General features: G+C 65.0%; 10 protein-coding genes. 8 read left to right on the top strand and 2 right to left on the bottom strand.

The annotated features are described in order from the left end of the window. The first annotated feature begins 1 nt into the window (after window position 1). The 6 genes from BLW32_RS09625 to istB all read left to right on the top strand — a co-directional run bounded on the left by BLW32_RS09625 (window position 2) and on the right by istB (window position 17801). On the top strand, window positions 2-4717 hold the full coding sequence (locus BLW32_RS09625; RefSeq protein WP_068742510.1) for an Eco57I restriction-modification methylase domain-containing protein: 4716 nt from the start codon (window positions 2-4) through the stop codon (window positions 4715-4717). After that, a complete protein-coding gene (locus tag BLW32_RS09630) occupies window positions 4714-10974 on the top strand; it encodes a DEAD/DEAH box helicase (RefSeq protein ID WP_068742509.1) in 6261 nt (2086 codons plus the stop codon). Before BLW32_RS09625 ends, BLW32_RS09630 begins: the two co-directional genes overlap by 4 nt. Before the next feature lie 14 nt (window positions 10975-10988). Then, the gene (locus BLW32_RS09635) at window positions 10989-13118 is read left to right on the top strand and encodes a UvrD-helicase domain-containing protein (RefSeq protein WP_231857423.1); all 2130 of its coding nucleotides are present in this window, start codon (window positions 10989-10991) and stop codon (window positions 13116-13118) included. Next, window positions 13115-14908, top strand: a complete 1794-nt coding sequence (locus BLW32_RS09640; RefSeq protein WP_068742508.1) for a UvrD-helicase domain-containing protein — start codon at window positions 13115-13117, stop codon at window positions 14906-14908. The genes BLW32_RS09635 and BLW32_RS09640 overlap by 4 nt, the downstream gene beginning before the upstream one ends. Window positions 14909-15219: 311 nt before the next feature. Next, complete coding sequence (gene istA / locus BLW32_RS09645; RefSeq protein WP_231703188.1) at window positions 15220-16977, top strand: IS21 family transposase; 1758 nt, start codon at window positions 15220-15222, stop codon at window positions 16975-16977. Beyond that, a complete protein-coding gene (gene istB, locus BLW32_RS09650; protein WP_068526535.1) occupies window positions 16974-17801 on the top strand; it encodes an IS21-like element helper ATPase IstB in 828 nt (275 codons plus the stop codon). Before istA ends, istB begins: the two co-directional genes overlap by 4 nt. On the opposite strand, the gene BLW32_RS27015 is transcribed toward istB, so the two are convergent. Then, entirely contained in the window at window positions 17798-18049 is a 252-nt protein-coding gene (locus BLW32_RS27015; protein WP_133298647.1) for a hypothetical protein, read from the bottom strand. The genes istB and BLW32_RS27015 overlap by 4 nt on opposite strands. A 55-nt stretch (window positions 18050-18104) precedes the next feature. Next, a complete protein-coding gene (locus BLW32_RS09655) occupies window positions 18105-19967 on the bottom strand; it encodes a DUF262 domain-containing protein (protein ID WP_068742300.1) in 1863 nt (620 codons plus the stop codon). An 82-nt stretch (window positions 19968-20049) separates the two neighbouring features. On the opposite strand from BLW32_RS09655, the gene BLW32_RS09660 reads away from it, so the two are divergent. Beyond that, entirely contained in the window at window positions 20050-22824 is a 2775-nt protein-coding gene (locus BLW32_RS09660; protein WP_068742299.1) for a DEAD/DEAH box helicase, read from the top strand. Between the two features lie 35 nt (window positions 22825-22859). Further along, complete coding sequence (locus tag BLW32_RS09665) at window positions 22860-23270, top strand: very short patch repair endonuclease (protein ID WP_269451240.1); 411 nt, start codon at window positions 22860-22862, stop codon at window positions 23268-23270. Window positions 23271-23307 lie beyond the last annotated feature (37 nt).

Below are 23307 nucleotides of genomic sequence, written 5' to 3' on the forward strand. Positions count from 1 at the left end.
CATGTTCGATTCGATCCACAATGCCAACGACTTCCTCTCGGAACACTGGTTGGCCGAGGTGTTCCCGAACAACCTCAAGAACCTGGCCAGGCAGTGGAAGGACGCGGCCGACCACGACAAGGCCACACCGGTGCAGGGCCTCGCCGCGATCGCCGGCGCGTACCTCGGAGGCCTCGGGGAGCCGGGCGCGGCATCCATCGAAGGGGACGCCGCACGCGTCACCGATCTGCATACGCGCCTGCTCGGTGCAGCGGGTTTTACCACAGCGCCCGTGGTCGTGGAGACCTCGCAGGCCGACACCATCATCGAGGTACCCGTCCTGGCGCGCTACGCCGGCGCCGGCGACACCGACTCCCTCCACATCCTGCAGGCCCACCCGGTGGACGGTGCCGACGCGCTGTTCGGCGGCGACGCTGAGCTGATCGAACCGCTGCGCCTGTACATGACGGCCGAGCGGATCGAGCCGGTCACCGGCGTCACCGAGGCCATCACCCAGATCTTCGTGACCGACGACGCACCCCGGTACCTGCTGGTGATCGCCGGCGCAGTGGTGCTGCTGACCGACATCGCGCGGTGGTCGGAGGGACGTTATCTGGCGTTCGACATCGCCACTGCGCTCGATCGCCGCGATCTGAAGGCCTCGGGCGAATTGGCCTGGCACGCCGGGCTCTGGTCGTCGGATGCGCTGCTGCCCGACGACGAGGGCAAGGCGGCGCTCGACCGCTACACCGAGAGTTCGGAGAAGCACGCGGTGGGCGTGAGCGAAGACCTCCGTGAAGGCCTCCGCACGTCCATCGAACTGATCGCCAACGAGGTGCTCGACCGCCGCCGCGCGGCCGGGCTGCCGGTCGAGGGCATCCCGGAACTGCCGCGCGACCTCACCACGCAATCACTGCGGTTCCTGTACCGGATCCTGTTCCTGCTGTTCGCCGAAGCGCGCCCGGAACTCGGCGTACTCCCGGTGGGCACACCCGAGTACGAATCCGGCTACGGGCTCGATCGCCTGCGCGAGCTGGTCCAGGTGCCGCTCACGGGGAAGTCCGGCGAGCGCCACCACCTGCACGACTCCCTGGATCTGCTGTTCCGCCTGGTCAACACAGGGCACAACGCCGGTGGACTGGACGGCGACGGCATGGTGTTCGAGCCGTTGCGGTCCGACCTGTTCGACCCCGCGAAGACGCCGTACATCGACGGTGCGGACATGCGGATCAGCAACCGCGTACTGCAGGAGGTGCTCAACCTGCTGCTGTTGTCGAAGCCGTCCAAGCGCAAGGGCGCCCAGCGCGGCTACATCTCGTACGCGCAGCTGGGGATCAACCAGCTGGGGGCAGTGTACGAGGGGCTGATGTCGTACAGCGGCATCATCGCTGACGACGACATGGTGGAGGTGGCTAAGGACGGCGACGCCGACAAGGGATCGTGGTTGATCCCTTCGACTATCTCCGGCGACTACGACGACGAGGACATCGTCCGGCGGGAGGACCGGCTGACCGGACGCAAGGACATCGTGCGGCATCCCCGAGGTGGATTCGTGTTCCGTCTCTCGGGGCGGGACCGGCAACGCAGCGCTTCGTACTACACGCCGGAGGTACTCACTAAGTTCGTGGTCAAGCATGCGCTTGCTGAACTCGTCACCGAAGCCACTGCGGCTGAGGATATCCTGGAGTACAGGATCTGCGAGCCCGCGCTGGGCAGCGGCGCCTTCCTCAACGAGGCTGTCAACCAACTGGCAGCGGAATACCTGCGCCGGCGCCAGGACGAGCTGGGAACACCGATCAACCCGGAGGACTACACCACCGAACTGCAAAAGGTGAAGGCGTATCTCGCCCTGCACCGCTCGTATGGGGTCGACCTCAACTCCACCGCCGTCGAACTCGCCGAAGTATCGTTGTGGCTCAACGTGATGCACAGCGGATTGCAAGCCCCGTGGTTCGGACTGCATCTGCGCCGCGGCAACTCCCTGATCGGCGCTCGCCGCGCCACTTACGACCTCACCGCGCTGGGACGCGCGAAGAAAAGCTGGCTGACCACCCCTCCCACCGAGCGCCCGTTGGCCGAAGGCGCGATCGGCGACGGCGAGATCCACCACTTCCTGCTCCCCGCCCATGGCTGGGCAGCAGTCGCCGATGCCAAACAGGCCAAGGAGATCGCCTCCGAAGCCGCTACAAACCTGCGTGATTGGCGGAAGACCGTCAGCAGAAAGCCCAATCAGAAGCAGGCCGATCGCCTCCGAGCGCTCGCGACCCGTGTCGAGCGCCTATGGGCTTTGGTGGTTCGGCGCCTGGAGATCAGTGAGCAACAGATCTCCAGGCGGATCGCGGTGTGGGGCGCCGAACTCCCCGCGGTACAGGGAGCAGTGGATCGCGAACGTGTGGAGCGCGAACTCCACGATCCCGAAGGACCGTACGAGCGTCTGCGCCTCGCGATGGACGCCTGGTGTGCCCTCGGGTACTGGCCCATCACAGGCTCTGCGCAGGACCATGAACCCGGTCACCCCGGACCGCCCGGCCTCGACGAGTGGCTGACCACCCTCGAAGGGCTCCTTGGCGCAGCCGGCATCGTGAAGGTGGGCCGGGGCCAGACGTCTCTCCAGGACCTCGCCGAAGGGTTCGACGAGCTGGCGGAGATCGACGACCGGGATCGGCAGTTCTCCGGCATGCGCTCGATCCCCGATCTGCTGCTGAGGCACCAGTGGCTCGGCACTGCCCGCGAGATCGCGCAGGAACAGGGCTTCTTCCACTGGGAACTGGACTACGCGCAGGTCTTCCAGCGAGGCGGATTCGACCTGCAGGTGGGAAACCCGCCGTGGATGCGGCCGGATTGGAAGGACGACGTGGCGCTCGCCGAGTACGACCCGTACTTCCTCCTGGAGGAGAAGATTCCCGACCGGGTGTTCAAGCAGCGACGTGCCGCCGTGCTGGAACGCCCGGGCGTCGAGACCGGGTACCTGACGGCACTCACCGACTGGGCCGGCACTGCGACATCTTTGGGATCAGCCGTCGAACACCCTGTGTTGTCGGGTGTCAGAACGAATCTCTACACGAACTTCATTGAGCGGGTGTGGCGGAACTCGGGGACCGAGGGCGTATCCGGACTGCTCCATCCCGAGAGCCACTTCTCCGATCCAAAAGCGGGTCGCTTGCGGAGTGAGGCCTACGGCAGGTTGCGACGGCATTTCCAGTTCGGGAATAACCTGCTGATATTCGAAGAGATTGACAACAACATCACTTTCGGGGTGTCGATTTATAGCCGCGACCGTTCTCCGAGTTTCGTGAACATCTGTACGGTGCAGGATCCTGCGACAGTGAATGGCTCGCTCGAAGGTGTGGGTGGGGGAAGTGAGGTTCCCGGTACTCAATTCCCTTCAGGGGGATGGGATTTGCGTCCTCATCCCAGTCGGGTGTCGACCGTAGATATCGGTGTCTTGGAACAGTGGGGAGCCTTGTTCGATACACTGGGCACGCCGCCGCGTCAAGCACGTCTGTTGCGCCCAGTCACATCTGAGCACGTCGAAGTGCTGGCTCACCTTTCGAGGCAGGAGGTGAGGATGTCAGACGTTGGGTATCGGTGGGCGAGTCTATGGAATGAGAAGATTGCCAAAGAAGATGGGAACATAGAGTGGAGTTCCGCGATCCCATCGTCATGGAGGGAAGTAGTTCTACAGGGACCGCACTTCACGGTCGGGACGCCGCTGGTGCGTCAACCGAATAACCCTTGCAAATCGAACAAGGATTGGTCGTTGTTCGACCTCGAAGATCTTCCCGAGACGGTGATTCCGCGGACCAACTATCAGCGGGCGTGCGATCGTGACACCTACGACGCCGGAATCCCGAAGTGGGGGGATAGGCCCGCGACCGACTATTGGCGAGTGGCGTGGCGGCGCATGACCCAGCCCGGCCTGGAGCGATCACTCCACGCGGCGCTAATTCCACCCGGGCTAGCGCATGTGGACGCTGTGCACTCGCTGGCGATCTCTGGATCGGACACAATTCGGCAAATCGTGGATGGTCGCGCATCTGGAGATCTGAGGCGCACCGTGCTGGTGGCGGGACTCTGGTCGAGTATTCCGTTCGATTACCTGGTCAAGGTGAGCGGCGCGAGCAAACTCAATAAGGAGATGGCCGATCGCTTCCCGGCTCCAGTCGAACATGTGGGACACCGAGCACTACTTTTCCGCATCATGCGTCTGACCTGCCTGACCCGTGACTACCAGCCGCTTTGGGATGCGTTGTACGAGGATGGGTCCGCCGACGACTCATGGACCAGTCCGTTCGCCGGACGGGTCGGGGAACTAGGCGTGGCGGAGCGGGAGTGGGGGATGGGCACGCCGCTGCGCACGGACTTCGAGCGGAGAGCTGCGCTGGTGGAGATCGATGCTCTCGCGGCGATCATGCTCGGCCTGACGGCGGAGTACCTGGCACTCATGTTCCGTGCGCAGTTCCCGGTTCTCCGCAAGTACGAGTACGAGATGTATTTCGACGCGAAGGGCCGCAAGATCGCCAAGGATCACCACGCGCACGGAGTCCGGCAGCAGAAGGACGATTACAAGCTCCTGCAGGCGTGGATGAACGGCGAGGACCATGGTGACCTGCTCGACCGCTACACACCGTTCGCACCGGACGCCGATCACGACGGACCCTGGTTCTACAAACCCGACCGGGAGGCCGAGATGCGCGCCGCGCACGCCGAATTCGAACAACGTCTAGCGCAGCGATGAACCCGGGCCTGCCGAGTCTGCCTTCGCTGCTGGCAGCGGAGGTCCAGACGTCGATCGTCGAATACCTCACCACCACGTTCGCGCTCTCCGACCCGGCCGCGCAGGCGGCTCTCCGGGGGTTCCTCAGCGACCCCGAAACGGGAATCTTCCGCGGCCCCTACCTCAAGATCCGTACCCCGTACCAGCCCGTCGGCGACGGGTGGGTCTCGCCGTTGGAATGGATGCCCCACGAATTCAAGCCCTTCCGGCACCAGGCCGAGGCGTTCGCGCGGCTGTCCACCAACGGCATGGCCGCCCGACCCACCATCGTCACCACCGGCACCGGATCCGGTAAGACCGAGTCCTTCCTGGTGCCGCTTCTGGATCACTGTCGAAGGGCATCCGCACGAGGTGAGCGCGGGATAAAGGCGATCATCCTTTACCCGATGAACGCCCTCGTCACCGACCAGGCGCGCCGCCTCGCTCAGTATCTGCACGGCGACAAGCGGCTCACCGGTGTCACCGCGGGCGTCTACATCGGCGGCACCGGCAAACGCCGGTACCCCACCCCCCAGGCGCTGGTCGACCACCGCGACACACTGCGCGACAACCCGCCCGACATCCTGCTCACCAATTACCGCATGCTGGACCTCCTGCTGCTGCGCCAGGCCGATGCGAAGCTCTGGGAGGGGGCCTCCACCGCGCTGCAGTACCTCGTCCTCGACGAGTTCCACACATACGACGGCGCCCAGGGCACCGATGTTGCGATGCTGATCCGCAGACTCGGAGCACGACTGGGGCTCGCCAGCGAAGACGGCCCCCTCGGACGGGTCACGCCCGTCGCCACCTCGGCGACTCTGGGAAGCGGATCTCGATCGGTCGAACTGCGGGAATTCGCCGCTACGGTGTTCGGCAGCGGGTTCGAACCAGAATCCGTCGTCGGTGAGACCTCCCTGACCTCCGCGGACGTGGTCCGCGACGTCGACTTCACACTCGACATCCCCGCCGTCGAAGACGTTCTGGCCGCGCCCGACCCGGTCGCCGATGACCCGTCCACGTGGGAGCCGCTGGCCCGCGTTGTCCTCGCCGGAGGGCGAGCGGACACGAACGACCTCGCCGATCCCGTGGCGATCGGCGAAGCCCTGCAAAGACACTTCCTCACTCGCGTCGTGATCGACGTGCTCGGCGCGAACCCGCGCACCGCGGCTGACGCCGTGATCGACATGGCACAGGCCGGTGTCCTCCCCTGGGGAGTGCACAACTCCGCTCGCCCCGTCGAGGCGCAGGCCGCTCTCTTGAAGTTCCTCGCTCTCCTTTCCATCGCCCGGATCCGGGACGAATCCGGCGCGGTCCGCCCCCTCGTCAACGTGCAGGTGCAGATCTGGGTGCGCGAGCTGAGCAGGATGCTCCGCGCAGTCGCCGTCGAGCCCGAATTCCGTTGGTGGCACTCCGGACCCGACGAAGGACGCCGCCATCTGCCGGCCGCATACTGCCGCGTGTGCGGCCGCTCCGGATGGACAGCTGCCACGACCGAACTCGGCGACAGCCTCTCCGGAGAATCTCGGACCATTTGGCGGAACAGCGCCCGGCCCGGCAGCCGAGCGAAGAACCGGGTGCTCCTCACCGCCGACGCGACGGAGACCGGCGTCCTCCACCTCGCCCCTGAGACGCTGGAACTTCACACCACGCCCGGGCAGGAGACACTGGCCGTCCACGTATCGGCCGACGACGAGGACGCCGCGAACGAGGTGTGCCCGTCCTGCGGCGCCCGCAACTCCATCCGCTACATGGGATCCAGCGTCGCCACCCTGCTCAGCGTGGGTCTTACCACCGAGTTCGGCTCCCGCCTACTACCCGACGCGGAGAAGAAGACTCTCGTCTTCACCGACTCCGTACAGGACGCGGCGCACCGCGCGGCGTTCATCGAAGGTCGGGCGTTCACCTTCAACTTCCGTTCCGCAGTGTTCCGCAGTGTTCAACAGGGGAGTCGCACCCTGACCCAGCTCGGCGAAGATCTCGCCACACAGCCGTCCACCGACGAGCTGTACTCCATCACCCCGCCCGACTTCGTACGCAGACTCACCACCGACGCCGACTGGCTCGACCACGACGACGGTACCCTGCGACGCATCCTGGCGACCCGGCTCGCCTTCCAGTCACACCTCGAACTCGGGTTGAACAGTCGCACCGGCCGCACCCTGGAGCTCACCTCCTCGCTCGGCGTCGACATCGAGGCGGATCTGCAAGGCTACACCCGCACCGCTCGTGAACTGCACCGGAACCTGCCGCAGCTGAGCCTTCGGGAAACTCCGGACGAGGGCGCGTACCGCACGTGGATCACGGGGCTCCTCGACCGCCTCCGCATCACCGGAGGCGTGTATCACCCCTGGCTCGCCACCTACATCAATGAGGAGGGCAAACGCTGGTCAATCTGGGGAGGCAGCGCCGAGGGCATGCCGAAGTTCCCCCGCGGCCGCCCCGCACCGGCCTTCTACACCACCGGAAACGCGGGCGACACCGACTTCCACTCGCTCACCCCGCGAGGCGAGTCCTGGTCCACGGACTGGACCCGCCGGTGCCTCGGAGTCGCCCCGGGTGAAGCACGCGCACTACTGGTCGGCGTGATGAACGTTCTCGCCGACGGCACCGGGCCGCTCGCCGAGCGATCCGGTGAGCACGGTGCCCGAATCTACGGCCTCAGACCGGAATCGATCACGTTGCACACGGACGGCGTCACCCGGATGGCGTGCCCCACGTGCCATCACACCCAGCCCACGGTGCGCGCGCGTGCCGCCGACTGGGAAGGCGCACCATGCCCGCGGATGCGGTGCACCGGGATCCTGTCGGAGATCGCCGTTCCCGACACCGACTTCTACCGGAATCTATACCGGGGCGGACGAATCCGACGCATCGTGAGTGCCGAACACACCGGGCTGCTGGCGCGCGACGACCGCGAGGAGATCGAGACCCGATTCAAGGTGGGGGGCTCGGCCTCCGACCCGAACATCCTGGCCTGCACGCCCACGTTGGAGCTGGGTATCGACATCGGTGACCTGAGCACCGTCGCACTGGCATCACTACCCCGCTCCACCGCCGGGTACCTCCAACGCGTCGGCCGCGCAGGGCGCTCCACCGGCAACGCCTTCGCCCTCGCGGCAGTACCCACATCCCCTCGGGATCTGTACTACTTCGCCCAGCCGGAACACCTTCTGGCCGGCGAGGTGATGCCACCCGGCGCCTACCTGGAGGCCACCGAACTCCTGCAGCGCCAGTACCTCGCGTACTGCCTCGATCGGATCGCCTCCGGTGCCCTGCGCCCCGGTGTCACGATGCCCACCCGGCTCTCCGATTGCCTCGGCAACGGAATGGACACGGGCAACTGGCTGCGCATGGTCGTCGACACCTGCGTCGAACGATCCGAGCAATTGGCAACGGAGTTCCTCGCGCTGTTCGGAGACCGGCTCACCGAGCTCGCGCGGCAACAGCTGCGAGAATTCGCCGCCGAGGGCATTCGAATCGATGCCGCAGCCGCCGCGGCGCGGTGGGACGAGGAGACCAAGGAGATCAGGTCGCGGATGAACGGTCTCGCTGAGACCATCGCCGTGCTCGACGGGCACGGCCACCTCGACGACGCCCAGCAGGAGGACCGGAAGCGCTGCGCCGGCGAGTTCAAAGCACTCTCCGATCAACTCTACGACCGTGCGACGGGCGAGACGCTCACCGGCATGTCCGGGGTGGGACTGCTCCCGAACTACAACCTGCTCGACGACTCCACCGTCCTGGACGTTCACCTCTGGTGGACAGTCGGCCGCGCCGGCAACGGACCGAATTCGAAACCGCAGACCGAAGCACTGGACCTCACCTACGAGCGGGGCAGCTCCACCGCGTTGACCGAGCTTGCGCCCGGCTCCTACTTCTACGCGGATGGCAATCGCGTCGAGATCGACGCCGTGGACATCGGCCCGGCCGCCCGCCCCCACTGGCGGCGAACGCGGCTGTGCCCCGATTGCGGATGGGGCAGCACTGACGCGACCCCCGTCTCATCCTGTCCGCGTTGCCGATGCGGCGCCGTCGCCGACTCGGGCGCGGTGCAGAACGTGTTGGAACTGCGCAAAGTATCGGCCGTGCACCGACTGGATGACGTCCTCATCGACGAGGAAGCCGAAGACCGCACACGAACCTTCTTCGGGACGGTCACAGGTGTCGACATCGAACCGACGGATATCGGGCAGGCGTGGCGCCTCACGAACACGGCTTTCGGCGCGGAGTTCGCGCGATCCGCGACTATTCGAACCATCAACACCGGTCTTGGGGACGCACCGGGAGAACAGCTCGCGATTGCGGGGCACGTGCACAATGCGCCCGGATTCCTCACCTGCGGGCACTGCGGCGTGGTGGCGCGCAACGCCAACACGACTGATCGAACCCGACATCGTGGCTACTGCGTGACTAGGCGCGGGGGAACCGAGCTGTGGACGAGGCTGCTGCTCTCGCACGAATTGCGCACCCAGGCGGTACGTCTGTTACTTCCGGTCTCACTCCTCGACTTCGAGTCGACCCTCGCCTCGTTCAAGGGAGCGTTGCTTCTCGGGCTTCGGAAGGACTTCGGTGGCGATCCCCAACACCTCGCGGTCGTCGAGTCCAGTATGAGCGACTCACTCGGTGTCACCCGACGCTTCCTGGTACTGCACGACACCGTTCCCGGCGGAACGGGATATCTCGACCGGTTCGGCGAACCGGACCGGATGCACCGAATCCTCAGTGCGGCACGGCAGATCCTGGCCGACTGCCCCTGTAGAACCGAGGAGCGCCGTGCATGCCACAGGTGCCTCTACGGTGTCTTACCGGGCCGGGACATGGAGAACGCGTCCCGCGAATCCGCGCTGCGACTGTTGGACGACTTCCTCGCTGATTGGGAGGTCGAACCCATCGGCACCGTTACCGGAATCGACATCGGCGATGTTCAGCTCAGTGAGCTCGAACGACGGTTCCGTGAACTGATCAAATCGAAAGTGGCCGCGAGGCCGGGCGCATCGTACGAGGTCGTGCTCGGAGGCAAGGGCGAGGAACTCGATCTCCGTGTGCCGGCGCCCGACCAAGAAACCAGACGCTGGCGAATGCGACCTCTGGTTCGGATGGTCCGCAGCGGAGTGGCGACTGAGCCGGACTTCCTCCTCACACGTGTGGACGCACAGACTGCAGACGTGGCGATCTATCTCGACGGCAAACAGTTCCACGCCAGCGTCGAGAAGAACCGGACCGCCGACGACGCCCTCAAACGTGATGCGCTTCGCCGCGACGGGTTGCGCGTCTTCTCGATCACCTGGGAAGACGTTGCCGCTTACGAGTCGGGGGCGGGGAAGAACCGGACCGCCGACATGCTGCATCAACACGTCAAGAACACCGCTGCAGAGAACGTCTCGGATCCGCGCCTTCGTCACCTCTGGGCGAACCCCGTCGAACTTCTTCTCGAGTATCTCTCCGATCCCGATGCCGATGTATGGGGCGACGGTGCTGAAGCGATCATCTTGGCACTCGTGCAGCCCCCCACCCCGCACCACGGATCTGCATCGCCCGTATTCGCCGGCGTTGAATCCCTCGGCGAAACGATGGTCGCGGTCGCGCGCGGAAGCGGCGACATCCCGAGCGATCCGAGCGACGTGATGGTCGTGCCGCGCAATGGTCTCAGCGGCATCCCCATCGTGATCTGTGCGGACCCGCAAGACGTCGATCCGACGCTGGGAGTGCTGCTGTATCTCGACGACTCCGCTGAGGTGGTCGGCGGAGCGACTCACGACGCCCGGTGGCGTGGCTGGCTCCGATGGTCGAACGTCGTGCAATTCCTGTCTGCACCTCAATGGGACGATCCGATGGTCAGACGAATGGCGGCGGTGTGGACCGCTGGATCCATCGGCGAGTTCCTGAAGCTGCCGGTGCCCTTGGCGTACCGTACGACGGCAATCGATTTCGTGCCCGCACCGTCGGGTGAGTGGAGCGTCGTAACCGAGTACATGGACCCGTGCGTAGGCGCGCTGGTCCACCGGCTGGCGTCGGTCGACGCTCCAGTGCCCGAGGTGGGGTTCGAACTCGGGACGGACAGGGAGATCTGGCAAGTGGAACTGGCATGGCCCGACCGCCGTGTGGCGGTTCTTACCGATACAGATCCAGAGCGTGATCTCTGGCTCACGGAACACGATTGGAATTACTTCGTCGTGAGCGACGAGACCGATTCACCGCTCGATGAGGTGGTCGGTGCACTGACGAACGGGGTGAACTGATGCGATACGTACAGATGCACGAGATGTTTCAAGGCTCCTACGACAAGCTCGACGGCAGCATTAAATCTCGGGTGCTCAACTTCATGGTGAAGCTCCAGCAGGACCCCGACAACACGGGGTTGGATTTCAAGCAGCCCAAAGGGGCCGCCAACAAGTACGTCCGAACGGCCCGAGTGAACGACAACTACCGTGCTGTGCTCATCGATCCGGGCGGATCGGGTTCGCTGTACCTCGTCGCCGTGATGAAGCACGATGACGCCTATGAGTTCGCGGGCAAGTTGACGATTCAGGTCAATCCTCGAACCGGGGCGGCGGAGCTGTTCGATCGAGACGCGCTGGGGCTTGCTGTGGACTCGGCGAATGGGGACGATACGGGCCGCCGGGCCACGCCGTTCATGCCCGCCGGTGTACGAATCACCGATCTGGAGCGTTTCGGCATCGAGACGGCGGTGGCCGAGCAGTTGCTGCGGGTCGAGGGAGAGGACGCGTTCCTGCGGATCGCGGATGCGCTGCCGTCAACCCAGGGCGGCGCCGTACTCGACCTGGCCTTCGGGAAGAGTCCCGACGAGGTCTGGAACGACTACGCGATCGAAGACCTGGCAATGGTGGACCAGGACGATCTCGCTGCCGCCCTGGAGCGGCCGATCTCGAGGCTCGCGTTCACCGCAGCAGCCGGCGATAACGAAGACGAGCTTCGCGCCGTGCTCGAGGGGGACTTCGCGAAGTGGCGAGTGTGGCTGCATCCGTTGCAGCGAGACCTCGCCGAGCACGACGGATGGAATGGACCGTTCCGTGTCACGGGTGGCGCGGGAACCGGCAAGACCGTGACGGCGCTGCATCGGGCGCGGCATCTCGCGCGCCGACCGGCGGAGGACAGCCGCGGCAAGGTGCTGCTCACCACCTACACCAGAAACCTCGTCCGAGCGATCGAATCGCAATTGATCGAATTGGCGGGGAAGGAGATCACGCGAGACGTCGACGTGGTGAACGTGGACGCGCTGGCGCGTAGGGTCGTCGCGTCGACGGACGAGGGGCGAACGCTACTTTCGTCTTCGACGCTCGTACAGGACGACGACCGTCGCGTCGCGGCACTCTGGTCCGCGGCCGCTTCCGATGGCAAGGGCGAGTGGGAACCGGGCTTCCTCGCCGACGAGTGGTCGCTCGTGGTGTTGGGAAACTCGATCGAGACGGAGACGGAGTATCTGAGGGTTCCGAGGAGCGGTCGTTCACAACGCCTCTCCCGACCCCAGCGCGTGGACGTGTGGCGTGTCGTGGAGCACTTCCAGCGGCTCATGCGGGCCGAGGGACTCATCACGTTCACCGAGCTCGCTGCGCGAGCTGCAGCGGCGCTGAACGCCGACCGCGCACTCGTGGGCGGGTTCGGCTACCGTCATGCCGTGGTGGACGAGGCCCAGGATCTGCACCCCGCTCACTGGAAGATGTTGAGGTCGCTGGTGCCGCCCGGTAAGGACGACCTGTTCATCGTCGGCGATGCGCATCAGCGTCTGTACGGGCGGCCCACTCCGTTGTCCAGATACGGGATCGAGACACGGGGCCGTTCGCGGCGACTGACGATCAACTACCGGACGAGCCGCGAAATTCTTCGCTGGACTCTCCATGTGGCCGACCCCGACGTCGACGACCTCGACCTCGAGGCCGACACGTTAGAGGGGGCCCGATCGGTGTTCGGGGGTCCCGAACCGTCGACGCGTCGCTTCGCCACGCACGCGAAGGAGGACGAGGGCATCGGAGACACTGTGAAGTCCTGGCAGTCGGAGGGGCTCGCGCCCTCCGAGATCGCGGTGTTCGCCCACGAGTCCCGACACGTGGCGGAGATCGCGGAGGCGCTGGCGGGGATGGGCATCCCGTCGGTGGTCGTAGGGTCTGACACCGCGGTGGAGCGGATGGGCGGGAATGTCCGCGTGATGACGATGCACCGGGCCAAGGGGTTGGAGTTCAGAGGAGTGGTGCTCGCACGGATGGGTGAGAACGACTTCCCGCCGTCCTATCTGGCAAAGAAGCGTGGAGAAGCGCACGCCAGGGAGCTGTCGAAACTCCGGAGCCTGTTGTACGTGGCCGGGTCTCGCGCGCGCGAGCAGATGCTCGTCGCGCACACCGGCCGGATGACGGAGCTGCTCGGATGACTGAGACCCGTGCATCGATGGAGCTGGATCCGTCTCAACTCGCCGTCGTCGAGGCGGACGCCGATGCCCGCCTACTGGTGACCGCCGGCGCCGGGCAGGGGAAGACCGAGGTCGTCGCCGGCAGGGTCGCGCACCTCGTCGAGGAGGAAGCACTGTCCGCTTCCACCGAGATCATGGTGCTGAGCTTCTCCAGAGCGGCCGTGCACGCCGTGCGGAGCCGGTTGGAGGCGCGTGACATCGCGAAGACCGACGTGCGCACGTTCGATTCGCTCGCGTCGCATCTGCTGGCACAGAACGACATCGAACCGACGGGGGACTTCGACCATAGGATCCGTCAGGCGATCCGTCTGCTGGACGACGATTCGACGGACGTCGAGGGGCTGGAAGACATCGCTCATGTGATCCTCGACGAGGTGCAGGATCTCGTGGGGGATCGGGCGGACATGGTGTTGGGCCTGCTCGGTCGGTTGGGCGCCGACGTGGGATTCACGGCTCTCGGCGACCCACTGCAGGGCATCTACGATTTCACCCTCGCAGACTCGCACTCGAAGACGTCCTCTGCCGAATTCATGGAGCAGCTGGCGATCCGATTCGGGGCGCGCAGGGTCGAGCTGGAGAAGAACTATCGCGCCCGGGGAGCCTTTCCCCTCGGGGTGATCGACCTGGGGCTTCGAATCAGAGATGAGGTAGAGGGTCCTGCCGACGAGATCATATCGACGTTCGAACGGACGCTTCCCCATTCGGGAACCATCACGGAATGGCGATTCCTCGAGCAGTACACGACAGGGGTCACGGCGATCCTCTGCAACTCGAATGCAGAAGTGCTCCTCGTATCCCGGTCGCTCACGACGCAGGACATCAGTCACGTCGTGCGTCGCCCGGCACAGGACTTCGGAGCCGCACGCTGGGTGGGCGAGGTCTTCGAAGGATTGGCAGGACCGGACGTCGCGCGGTCGACGGTCGAGGCGGCGATCGAGAAGCGGTTGCCGGCGGATCTGCGAGACGAGGCGTGGTACCTGTTGAAGGGAGCCGAAGGGAAGTCACGTTCGCCCAACCAGCTCAGCCTTCAGCGGCTTCGATCCCTCATCGCGGCCGGTACGGTTCCTCTGACGCTGGTGGAACGAGACACGTCGAGAGTGATCGTTTCCACGATTCACCGTGCAAAAGGGTTGGAGTTCGAGCGTGCGTTCCTCGTGCACCCGAACTACACCTTCGAGGAAGAGAGCGAGTGGCCTGCGATCCGTCGAATGTACGTGGCGCTCAGCCGCGCACGCGACGATGTTGCGGTGATCGACATCCCGGACGATCGAACCTGGTTCAAGAATGTGCGCGGACGCATGTGTGAGATGCGGCGCGGTAAGAACAACAACTACGTCCGCGCAATGGAATTGACTGCCCGTGACGTCAGAGACGATTCACCCCCGCCTATGGAACCGCACAGGCTGGTCGAGATGCAACGGAATCTGGCGGCGGTATCCCCCGGTGAGGCGGTCACAGGGTTCTTCGATCCGACATCGACGATGAGCGCCCAGGAGCCGGTTTTCGTGTTGAGTACCGGTAGTGGTGAGCTGCTCGGCGTGACGGACCGGAGACTCGGGCGCCACCTCTCGTACAACTTCGGGTACAGGTTCCGTGACGGATGGGACGGTGCTACGTTGGAAGATCTCACGCTGGTCTCGATCGACACCGTCGCGACGGATCCTCGATCGACGGCCCAGGCGGGGCTCGGGGATTCGGGACTGTGGTTGGTCCCGAGAGTGTTCGGACTGGTCACCCCTGCGCAGGGGTGACCAGGCAGTCAGCCGTGTGCCGTTGAACGATCAGCGGCGGTCTTCTCGATGTACACCCGTCCGTCGATGTCGTGGGTCGCGAATCCCGTCGGGGGCGCAGACGTGATCGCGTACAACGTGTGATCGGTCATCTCACGGTCGATCAGCCGATCGTCGAGCCTCTGGCTATGACAGCTTGAAGAGGCCCCGGCTCGACGGCTAGACCTGGCCCCGTTTGCGACTCGCCGGTGGTGTTGCGACGGTTTGATCTGGCCCCACCTGATGGTTGCTCGTGAACATCGTTTCCGAGCCGAAGCAGGTGGTGGCCAATGATGGGATCGAAGGTGGAGCTGTTCGCGCAGATCCGGCGGGACGCCCGGGTCGAGGGCATGAGTATCCGGGCGTTGGCTCGCAAGCATGGCGTGCACCGGAGGACGGTGCGGCAGGCGTTGTCATCGGCGGAGCCGCCGCCGCGGAAGACGCCGGAGCGGTCGTCGCCGCGGTTGGACCGGTTCAAGGCGGCGATTGATGAGATGTTGCGGTCGGATCTGGATGCTCCGCGTAAGCAGCGGCACACCGCGACGCGGATCCGGGAACGCCTGGCGATCGAGCACGATGCGGTCGAGTTGTCGTATTCGACGGTGCGGGACTACGTGCGGGTCCGGCGGGCGCAGATCGAGGTGGAGGCCGGCCGCCGGACGGAGGTGTTCATCGCCCAGGACCACGCCCCGGGCGCGGAGGCGGAGGTCGACTTCGGCGAGGTCTGGGTGATCCTGGGCGGGGTGAAGACCAAGTGCCACATGTTCGTCTACCGGCTCTCGCACTCGGGCAAGGCCATTCACCGGGTCTATCCGACCGGCGGGCAGGAAGCGTTCCTCGAAGGGCACGTCGAGGCGTTCCGCGAGCTCGGCGGGGTCCCGACCCGGCATATCCGCTACGACAATCTCACCTCGGCGGTGGTCGCGGTCCTGCAGGGCGGAGACCGGCGGCGACAGGAGAACCCGCGGTGGACGTTGTTTCACTCGCACTACGGATTCGATCCGTTCTACTGCCAGCCCGGCATCGCCGGGGCGCACGAGAAGGGCGGCGTTGAAGGCGAGGTCGGATGGTTCCGCCGCAACCGGCTGACCCCAATGCCGCAGGTCGAGTCCCTCGATGAGCTCAACGAGCAGATCAAAGCCTGGGAGGACCGCGACGAGGGCCGCCGGATCGACGGACGACTGCGCACCATCGGCCAGGACTACGAGCACGACCGAGCAGCGCTCGCGCCGCTGCCGGTGGAGGATTTCGACCCGGGCCTGATCCTCACACCACGGGTCGATCGGTCGGCGATGATCACCGTTCGGATGGTGAAGTATTCGGTGCCGGCGCACCTGATCGGCCGCCGAGTCCGCGTCTCACTACAAGCCTCCCAGCTGCTGGTCTACGACGGCCGGACCCTGGTCGCGCGGCATCCACGGGTCGCCGGCCGCGGCACCGCGAAGATCGACCTCGACCACTACCTCGAGGTGCTCAAGTTCAAACCCGGTGCCCTGCCGGGATCAACGGCGTTGGCGCAGGCCCGCGCTGCCGGGGTGTTCACCGCCAGCCATGATGCGTTCTGGGCCGCCGCCCGACGAGTCAACGGCGACACCGACGGCACCAGCGAGCTGATCGACGTCCTGCTGCTGCACCGCAGCCTGCCCGCCGCGGCGGTGATCGCCGGCATCGATGCTGCATTGCGGGTCGGGGCGGTGAGCGCCGAGGTCGTCGCCGTTGAGGCTCGCCGCGCCGAAGCCCGCCTGCTCGCGCACGCCTCGGTCGCTGCCGACCAGACAGGTGGGGCCAACGCTGGCCGTCATCTCGATCGCCATGCCGAACGACGCGAGCAACGAGTTGTCAGCCTCACCCAACGACGGCTCGCAGACCCCGCGGCGGTGATCGCCGGCCTGCCACCCGACCGGCGACCGCTGCCCAGCGTTACGGCCTACGACCGCCTGCTCCCGCAGCACCGGCGACGCACTGCCTCCGACGCGCTACCTGCGTCGCTGGACCCACCACCGATTGAGTCGCTGGACCCACCACCGATTGAAAGGCCCACCCGGCTATGACCGCAACCGCCAATAAGAACCAGACGAATGCGCTGGCCCCGTCGTTGCGCCGCCGGGGCGGCCTCACCGAAGAAGCCGCCCTCGCCGCCGTTGACCAGGCCTGCCGGCGCCTACGCCTGCCGACAGTGCGGTCGATGATCGACCAGCACCTCACCGCCGCCGCCAAGCAGCAATTGTCCTACCAGGGGTTCCTCGCCGAACTCCTGCTCGCCGAAGTCGACGACCGGGACCGCCGCTCCACTGTTCGCCGCGTCAAAGCCGCGGGGTTCCCGCGGGAGAAGTGGCTGGCGGACTTCGACTTCGACGCCAACCCCGACATCGAACCCGCCACCATCCACCAGCTCGCCACCGGCGACTGGATCCGCCACGGACTGCCGCTCTGCCTCATCGGCGACTCCGGAACCGGCAAATCCCATCTGCTGATCGGATTGGGAACCGCTGCCGCCGAGCAAGGCTTTAGAGTCCGCTACACCCTCGCCACCAAACTAGTGAACGAGCTGGTCGAGGCCGCTGACGAGAAGCAGCTCGCGAAGACCATCAACCGCTACGGCCGCGTTGACCTGCTCATCATCGACGAGCTCGGCTACATGGAACTCGATCGCCGCGGCGCCGAACTGCTCTTCCAAGTCCTCACCGAACGCGAAGAGAAGAACAGCGTCGCGATCGCTTCCAACCAGTCCTTCTCCGGCTGGACAGACACCTTCACCGACCCACGACTCTGCGCCGCGATCGTCGACCGGCTCACCTACCGCGGCACCATCATCGAAACCGGCACTCACAGCTACCGCCTGGCTCACACCGAAGCAGCAGCTACCGCGGGCTAAGCGCGGCGTTCGTCCTTGACTACCGACAGATGCCGGCGCAAGGCCCGGTTCTGGTGAGTGACATAAACCACGGTCCACCGGGTCGTCAGGTTCGGCAGTGGCTCCCCGTCTTTAATCTTCACCCGGACCGATACCTGATCACCGAGCTGATCATCACGCGCGATCACGAACTCGGCATACGCACGCACCGACTCGCGATCCCAACCAGTCGGCGCAACCACACTGCGCACCCGCGGCCGCCCATCCACACCCCGGACTCTAGCGGCTCAGGGCCCCACTCAGGTGGGGCCGAATGAAACCGCCCTACCGGGGCCAGATCAACTTGACATAGCCAAGCCTCGCGACGGTACCGACTGGAAGGGGGAGGAAATAGTCACGGATCCCCGCCCACATGGTCTGCAGGACCGCGTCGCCGGAGTCCGGTACGCGAACGTCGTGCTCGGCTTCGTCGGACTGGTCGCCGATGCTCGTGTCGAACGCGCGAGAATCGGGGTGCGGCCACCGTTTGCAGAATCCGTCTGCCAGCCGTGAACTGCGCATGGCGATCTCGACATCGGAGATCGCGTCCGGCAGACCTTCGTTGAGATGCAGTCCGGAACCGGCAAGGATCTCTTTGCGCTCGGTCCACGCACGCGTTCTACCGAGTGCGGTCGACTTCGCGGTGAGCGTGATGTTCCCGAGGGTCGGACGTACATCGTCGGAGACCGCGTCCCGTCGCTCGGCGAGCACGGCGTAATCGACACCACTGAGGTCGCGCGGCGCCGCGTCCTCGTTCGCGAGACCCGATTCGCAACCCCTGAGCACCATTCGTAGCCGGGGGCGAGTAAGTAGTTTGAACAGTGGAGCCGTGACGAACGCTTCGTGAATCTCGGTGTCCGTCGGCCAACGTCCCGATTCGGAAGAATTGCCGATCAGGTAGTGTCGCACCACGGATCCGTGATCGGAGTCCGCGGCGCGGAGAACCTTGAGCAACTCCAGCAGCATGCGGTTGTAATTCTTGCTTGTTGCTTTCAACACAGCTCGGCGTACCAGCCAGGATTCGATGTGCGAGAACGCCTCCGCTCGATCCTCAGGTGCCGCTACTCGGCTCAGATACAAGACCACTGGAAAGAGTACGGAGCTGTCGAGTGTCTCCGCAGTGTCGAGAAGACTGCGATGTTCGCTGTCGTCACGTTGAACCAGGCGACGGTAAAGATCGCTGCACTCGGCTATCTCCGTCACGAACTGCTCCAGTCCGGTGACGTCCAGCGCTGACGTGAGTTCCTTGAACCTGGTGAAAAGGTTCGAGGACAGGACCTCTTCGCCGGTGTGCATGGTCAAGAAGTGTGCGAAGAACGCATCCACCCGCGTTCGGATGAGGCGCCCCTGCCGAACATCCTCGTGCCAGAAGTCGGTCTCCAGGCGCTGCCAGTACTCCTCGAAGATCTGGGACACGTCCGCGCCTGCTCGCTCGAGCTGCTGGAACAGCGCATTCTTGACCAGGTCGCTGGGAAGGAGTGGAGTACCTCTGTCGTTCAGACTCTCGAAGATGACCTGCGCGTTATCGGCCTCACTCAATTCGATCACCACGAGTTGCAGGCCCGTTCGAAGCGCATCGACGAGTCCGCGGATTCTGGATTGATCGAGTCCGTTCTCAGTCAGCCACGTCAAGGTCTCTTCGAAGAAGTACTGGTGGGCGTCGAGAAGCCGAGAGTCGGTGCCGGAGTCGGCCTGCTCACGTCCGACGATCTTCGCAAACACTGCACGGTCGCGCAGGGTCGGCCAGATCTTGTACGGTGCGAAGTCTTCTGTAGAGAGTTGATCCTCGTTGGTCACCAGCTTGTTCAGTACCTTGCTGAATCTGCCATCCACTCCGGCGGTCCCGAACGCGTCGCGAACCGCGCAGAGCACAACCTGCAGAGTGGTGAGTCGCTGCTGTCCGTCGATCACCTGCAGGACGCTGATGTCTGCGGCGTCCTTGTCGGAGGAATCGAGGACGACGGCACCGAGGAAGTGCGGCTCCGGCTTCTCCTCCCGGTGGAACATCTCAGATACCGTCATGATGTCGTTCCACAACGGTTCCCAGTTGCGCACGCGGTCCCAGACGTATGGTCTTTGGAACACCGGAACGATCAGGCACTGTTCGCCTTCGAACAGGTCTCGAATGAGTTTGCTCTCAGCCCGCACGGCTTGGTTCTCCGTCAGTAGGTCCTGATCTAATACGTTGTGACTCAATCTAGCGGATGGCAGTGACAGGGGGTTCGAAGGTATGCGGGGTCTCGGGACAGCGGTACTGAACGAATTGAACCGGGGCGGTCCGTCGTCCGCCATCGACCTCTCCTCGCGGCTGTCACAGACCGTCACCGATGTGCAGGAGGTGTTGTTCGAGTACACCGAGGTGTTCGTCGAACCGACCGGTGGGGACGATCTGTGGTCGGTCACGCCGGCCACCGACGTCGAGCGACGGTTGGGGTTGCGCGGAAGGTTGCGACCGTGGCAGGTGACGGCCTTGCAAACATGGTTCACTCAGGGCCGCAACGGGGTCGTGGAGGCCGTGACGGGCACTGGCAAGACCGATCTGGGTCTGGCGGCGATCGCGGACGCGCGCAAACGTGGCGTCCCGACTCTCGTGCTGGTCCCCGATTCGGCGGCTGTCGAGCACTGGCGCAACGCGGTGGCGGTCGAGTTCCCGGACGTCGTCGTAGGAGTCCCCGATCGAAGTAGAGCACTGGCTCTCAATCAGCAGATCGTGATCGCGACTGCAGCCGGAGTCGGGAAGCGCCCCCTGACCGCTTTCCACAGTAGGGGCCTGGTGATAGTCGATGAGGTCCAGCGATTCCTCGTGACCGATCTCACGGACACCGTGTTCCCCCGACGGGAACTCACCGAGCGGCTGGCGCTCACGGCGTCGTTCGAGTGGGCGGCACCAGGCGTCGAGCGGGTCCTCACCCCCTATTTCGGCGCCCGAATCGAGGGGTGCGACTACCGGCGCGCCGCGGACGAAGGGATCCTGCCACGCCCCGCGGTCGTCACCGTAGGGGTCAGCTTCTCCATGGACGAACGACGCGAATACGAGACCTGTGCGAACCGGATCCAGCGCGCGGAGAAGAACCTACGAGAAATCGGCATCGATCTCGGTGCAGGAGTATTGGAGACCGCCCGTGAGATCGAGGCGGGCTCGCTCGTCGGAGAGGTCGGGTTTCTGGCCAAGGAGCTCCTGGACGCACATGAGGCGCGTCGATCCGTACTCGGGCGGTGTTCCGCCAAAGCTGCCGCCGTTGCAAAGATCTCGGTTGGACTGGAGGGGCTCGGCTGCGTCGTATTCACCACTGATAGCGACATGTCCGTAGCCGTCGCCAAGGCGGTTCGGGGGACGGGCCGGGCCGCGGTCGACATTCCCGATCGATCCGACGCGACGTCGGCGATCGGGTTGTTCGAACGAGGGAAGGCCACGGTGCTCGCTACTTCGCGCCTCCTGGACGAGGGGGTGGCGGTGCCGACTGCACAGGTGGGGATCGTTACTGCTCCAGCTCGCAGTCGTGGCCAGATGCTCCAGAGGATGGGGCGGATCGTGCAGGACGGTCGGCGGGGCGCGATGGTGGTCGTCTACGTCAACGGGACTCCTGAGGATCCTGATGTAGGGATGCCGGAGGACGTGCATTGCGGCCCGCTGTTCGGAATCGCGGAACTGCAGAAGGACTTGACCCCTGTTGAGGCCGGGCAGTTCCTGAGCGGCTGGTGCTCAGGGGACGTGGCGGACGTGATTTCTCCTGTCGAATCCGCGGCTCAGGCGCCTGAGGACGTCGAGAGGGAGTCGTGGGACCCGCGCGATGCGATTCGGGACATCTTCGACGAATACTCGGGCGTCCTTACGTGGGACGAGCTCCGGGAGGTGCTTCCCGACATCGAAGTCGAGAACGTCCTTATGCACGGGCTGGACGGGGTGACGTGGATGAGAGTCGGTGACCACCTGGTCGGCTCCTATCAGGCCGAAGAAGGTGACATCGCGGAACGGATCGTCGAACTGGAGACTCTCGCCGATGCGCATGAGGCGGACATCGACGCCGACCGCACGGCCGGCGAACTCCGATCCGAGTGGCGCGGTGCCGCCAAGCGGCTCGGCGGGTTGGCGGTACGGCGCGCGGAGACGCTGTGGCAGGCGCTCGGAGGACGTATCCGACGCGAACCGGCGCCGGGAAGGCCTGCTGGTGAGCCCCCGACTCGGGTTGTCGACTTCGGCGTGCCGACGAGTGAGACTGAGGAGCCAGGCCGAAGTTCGAACTCCGATCAGGCGGCCGCCCTTGTTATTGACCGCATCCGTCAGCACGGAGGGCGAGCGGAACAGCTCGCGGATCGACGATTGGCCGTCACCGGGACGACCGGCTCGAGTTACACGGCTCGCGTGCTCGACGCGACGGCAGGCGCATGGAGGATCGATTGGGATGACCATGAGCTGACGGACAGCGTCGGGAGGCATGAAGTCATCGTCTTCGTGGACCGTCAGGACGGCGCGCCCGTGTTCTACGTCGTGCCGAGTGCAACCTTCGCGAAACGATTGAAGTCGGTCAGGAAGGCGTGGCTGAGGGCCGGAAACCGACCCGGTGGCGCAGGTTGGGTCGGTGTCGAGCGATTCGTCGTCAACGACCGACTGGACCGTTGGGACCTCCTCGGCATCGGTGAGGCGACCGCCGTCGAACACGAAGGTGGACCCCAGCCGGAGCCGACTCCCGAGGTCGTGCTTCCGCCTGCGGAGGAGGCGGTCCCAGAACTCGTGTGGTCGGATCGGGGTGAACTTCGTGTGAGCATTGATATCGAGGACAATCACATCATCGGATTCTTCGACCCCGTCACCTCAGAACTGCGAATAGCACTGGCTCAAGGGGCTCCCGAATTCGTGGACAAGAAGTTCAGAAATCCTGCGGCCGCGGCGGGCGCTGTCAAGTCGAAGATCGCTGGCCGCACCGTTTTCGGGATCGGCTACCAGGATTGGATCGTCGACGAGAAGTGTCGACTCAATCTAGCCACGCATCTTGCCGGTCGGTGATTTCGGAAGTGGCGTCCTGGGCGTCGTCGGACGGCGTGCGGCGGTCGATGAGGTCGAACCGCCGCAGGGACACCGGGCCTGAACTGGCGCTGCGGCGGGAAGCGCACCGTCTGGGGCTGCGCTACTTCGTGGATAAGGCGCCGCTCCCCGAGCTCGCTCGGCGTCGAGCGGACCTGGTCTTCTCGCGCCTCAAGGTAGCGGTCTACCTCGATGGGTGCTTCTGGCACGGGTGCCCTGAACACTACACCGTGAGCAAGACGAACGCGGATTTCTGGGCGACCAAGGTCAAGAAGAATCGAGCGCGCGATGCCGACACGAACAGGCGTCTCGAGGAAGCCGGGTGGACCGTGATTCGCGTCTGGGAACACGAGGATCCGGCGGTCGCGGCAGCGGGGATCAAGAAGGTCGTCGAGAAGGCGAAGAAGGACCGCCCGAAGAACAGGTGAGGTGGGGGCACCGTCGGGCGTGGGGACGTAACGTAGG

Origin of the sequence: Tsukamurella tyrosinosolvens (assembly GCF_900104775.1) — a bacterium.
Taxonomy (GTDB): domain Bacteria; phylum Actinomycetota; class Actinomycetes; order Mycobacteriales; family Mycobacteriaceae; genus Tsukamurella; species Tsukamurella tyrosinosolvens.

Excerpts from the sequence above, each read along its gene's own strand:
- BLW32_RS09660 (WP_068742299.1), top strand. The coding sequence starts at position 20,050 with ATGCGGGGTCTCGGGACAGCGGTACTGAACGAATTGAACCGGGGCGGT.
- istA (WP_231703188.1), top strand. The coding sequence starts at position 15,220 with ATGGGATCGAAGGTGGAGCTGTTCGCGCAGATCCGGCGGGACGCCCGG.
- BLW32_RS09625 (WP_068742510.1), top strand. The coding sequence starts at position 2 with ATGTTCGATTCGATCCACAATGCCAACGACTTCCTCTCGGAACACTGG.
- BLW32_RS09630 (WP_068742509.1), top strand. The coding sequence starts at position 4,714 with ATGAACCCGGGCCTGCCGAGTCTGCCTTCGCTGCTGGCAGCGGAGGTC.
- istB (WP_068526535.1), top strand. The coding sequence starts at position 16,974 with ATGACCGCAACCGCCAATAAGAACCAGACGAATGCGCTGGCCCCGTCG.
- BLW32_RS09635 (WP_231857423.1), top strand. The coding sequence starts at position 10,989 with ATGCACGAGATGTTTCAAGGCTCCTACGACAAGCTCGACGGCAGCATT.
- BLW32_RS09640 (WP_068742508.1), top strand. The coding sequence starts at position 13,115 with ATGACTGAGACCCGTGCATCGATGGAGCTGGATCCGTCTCAACTCGCC.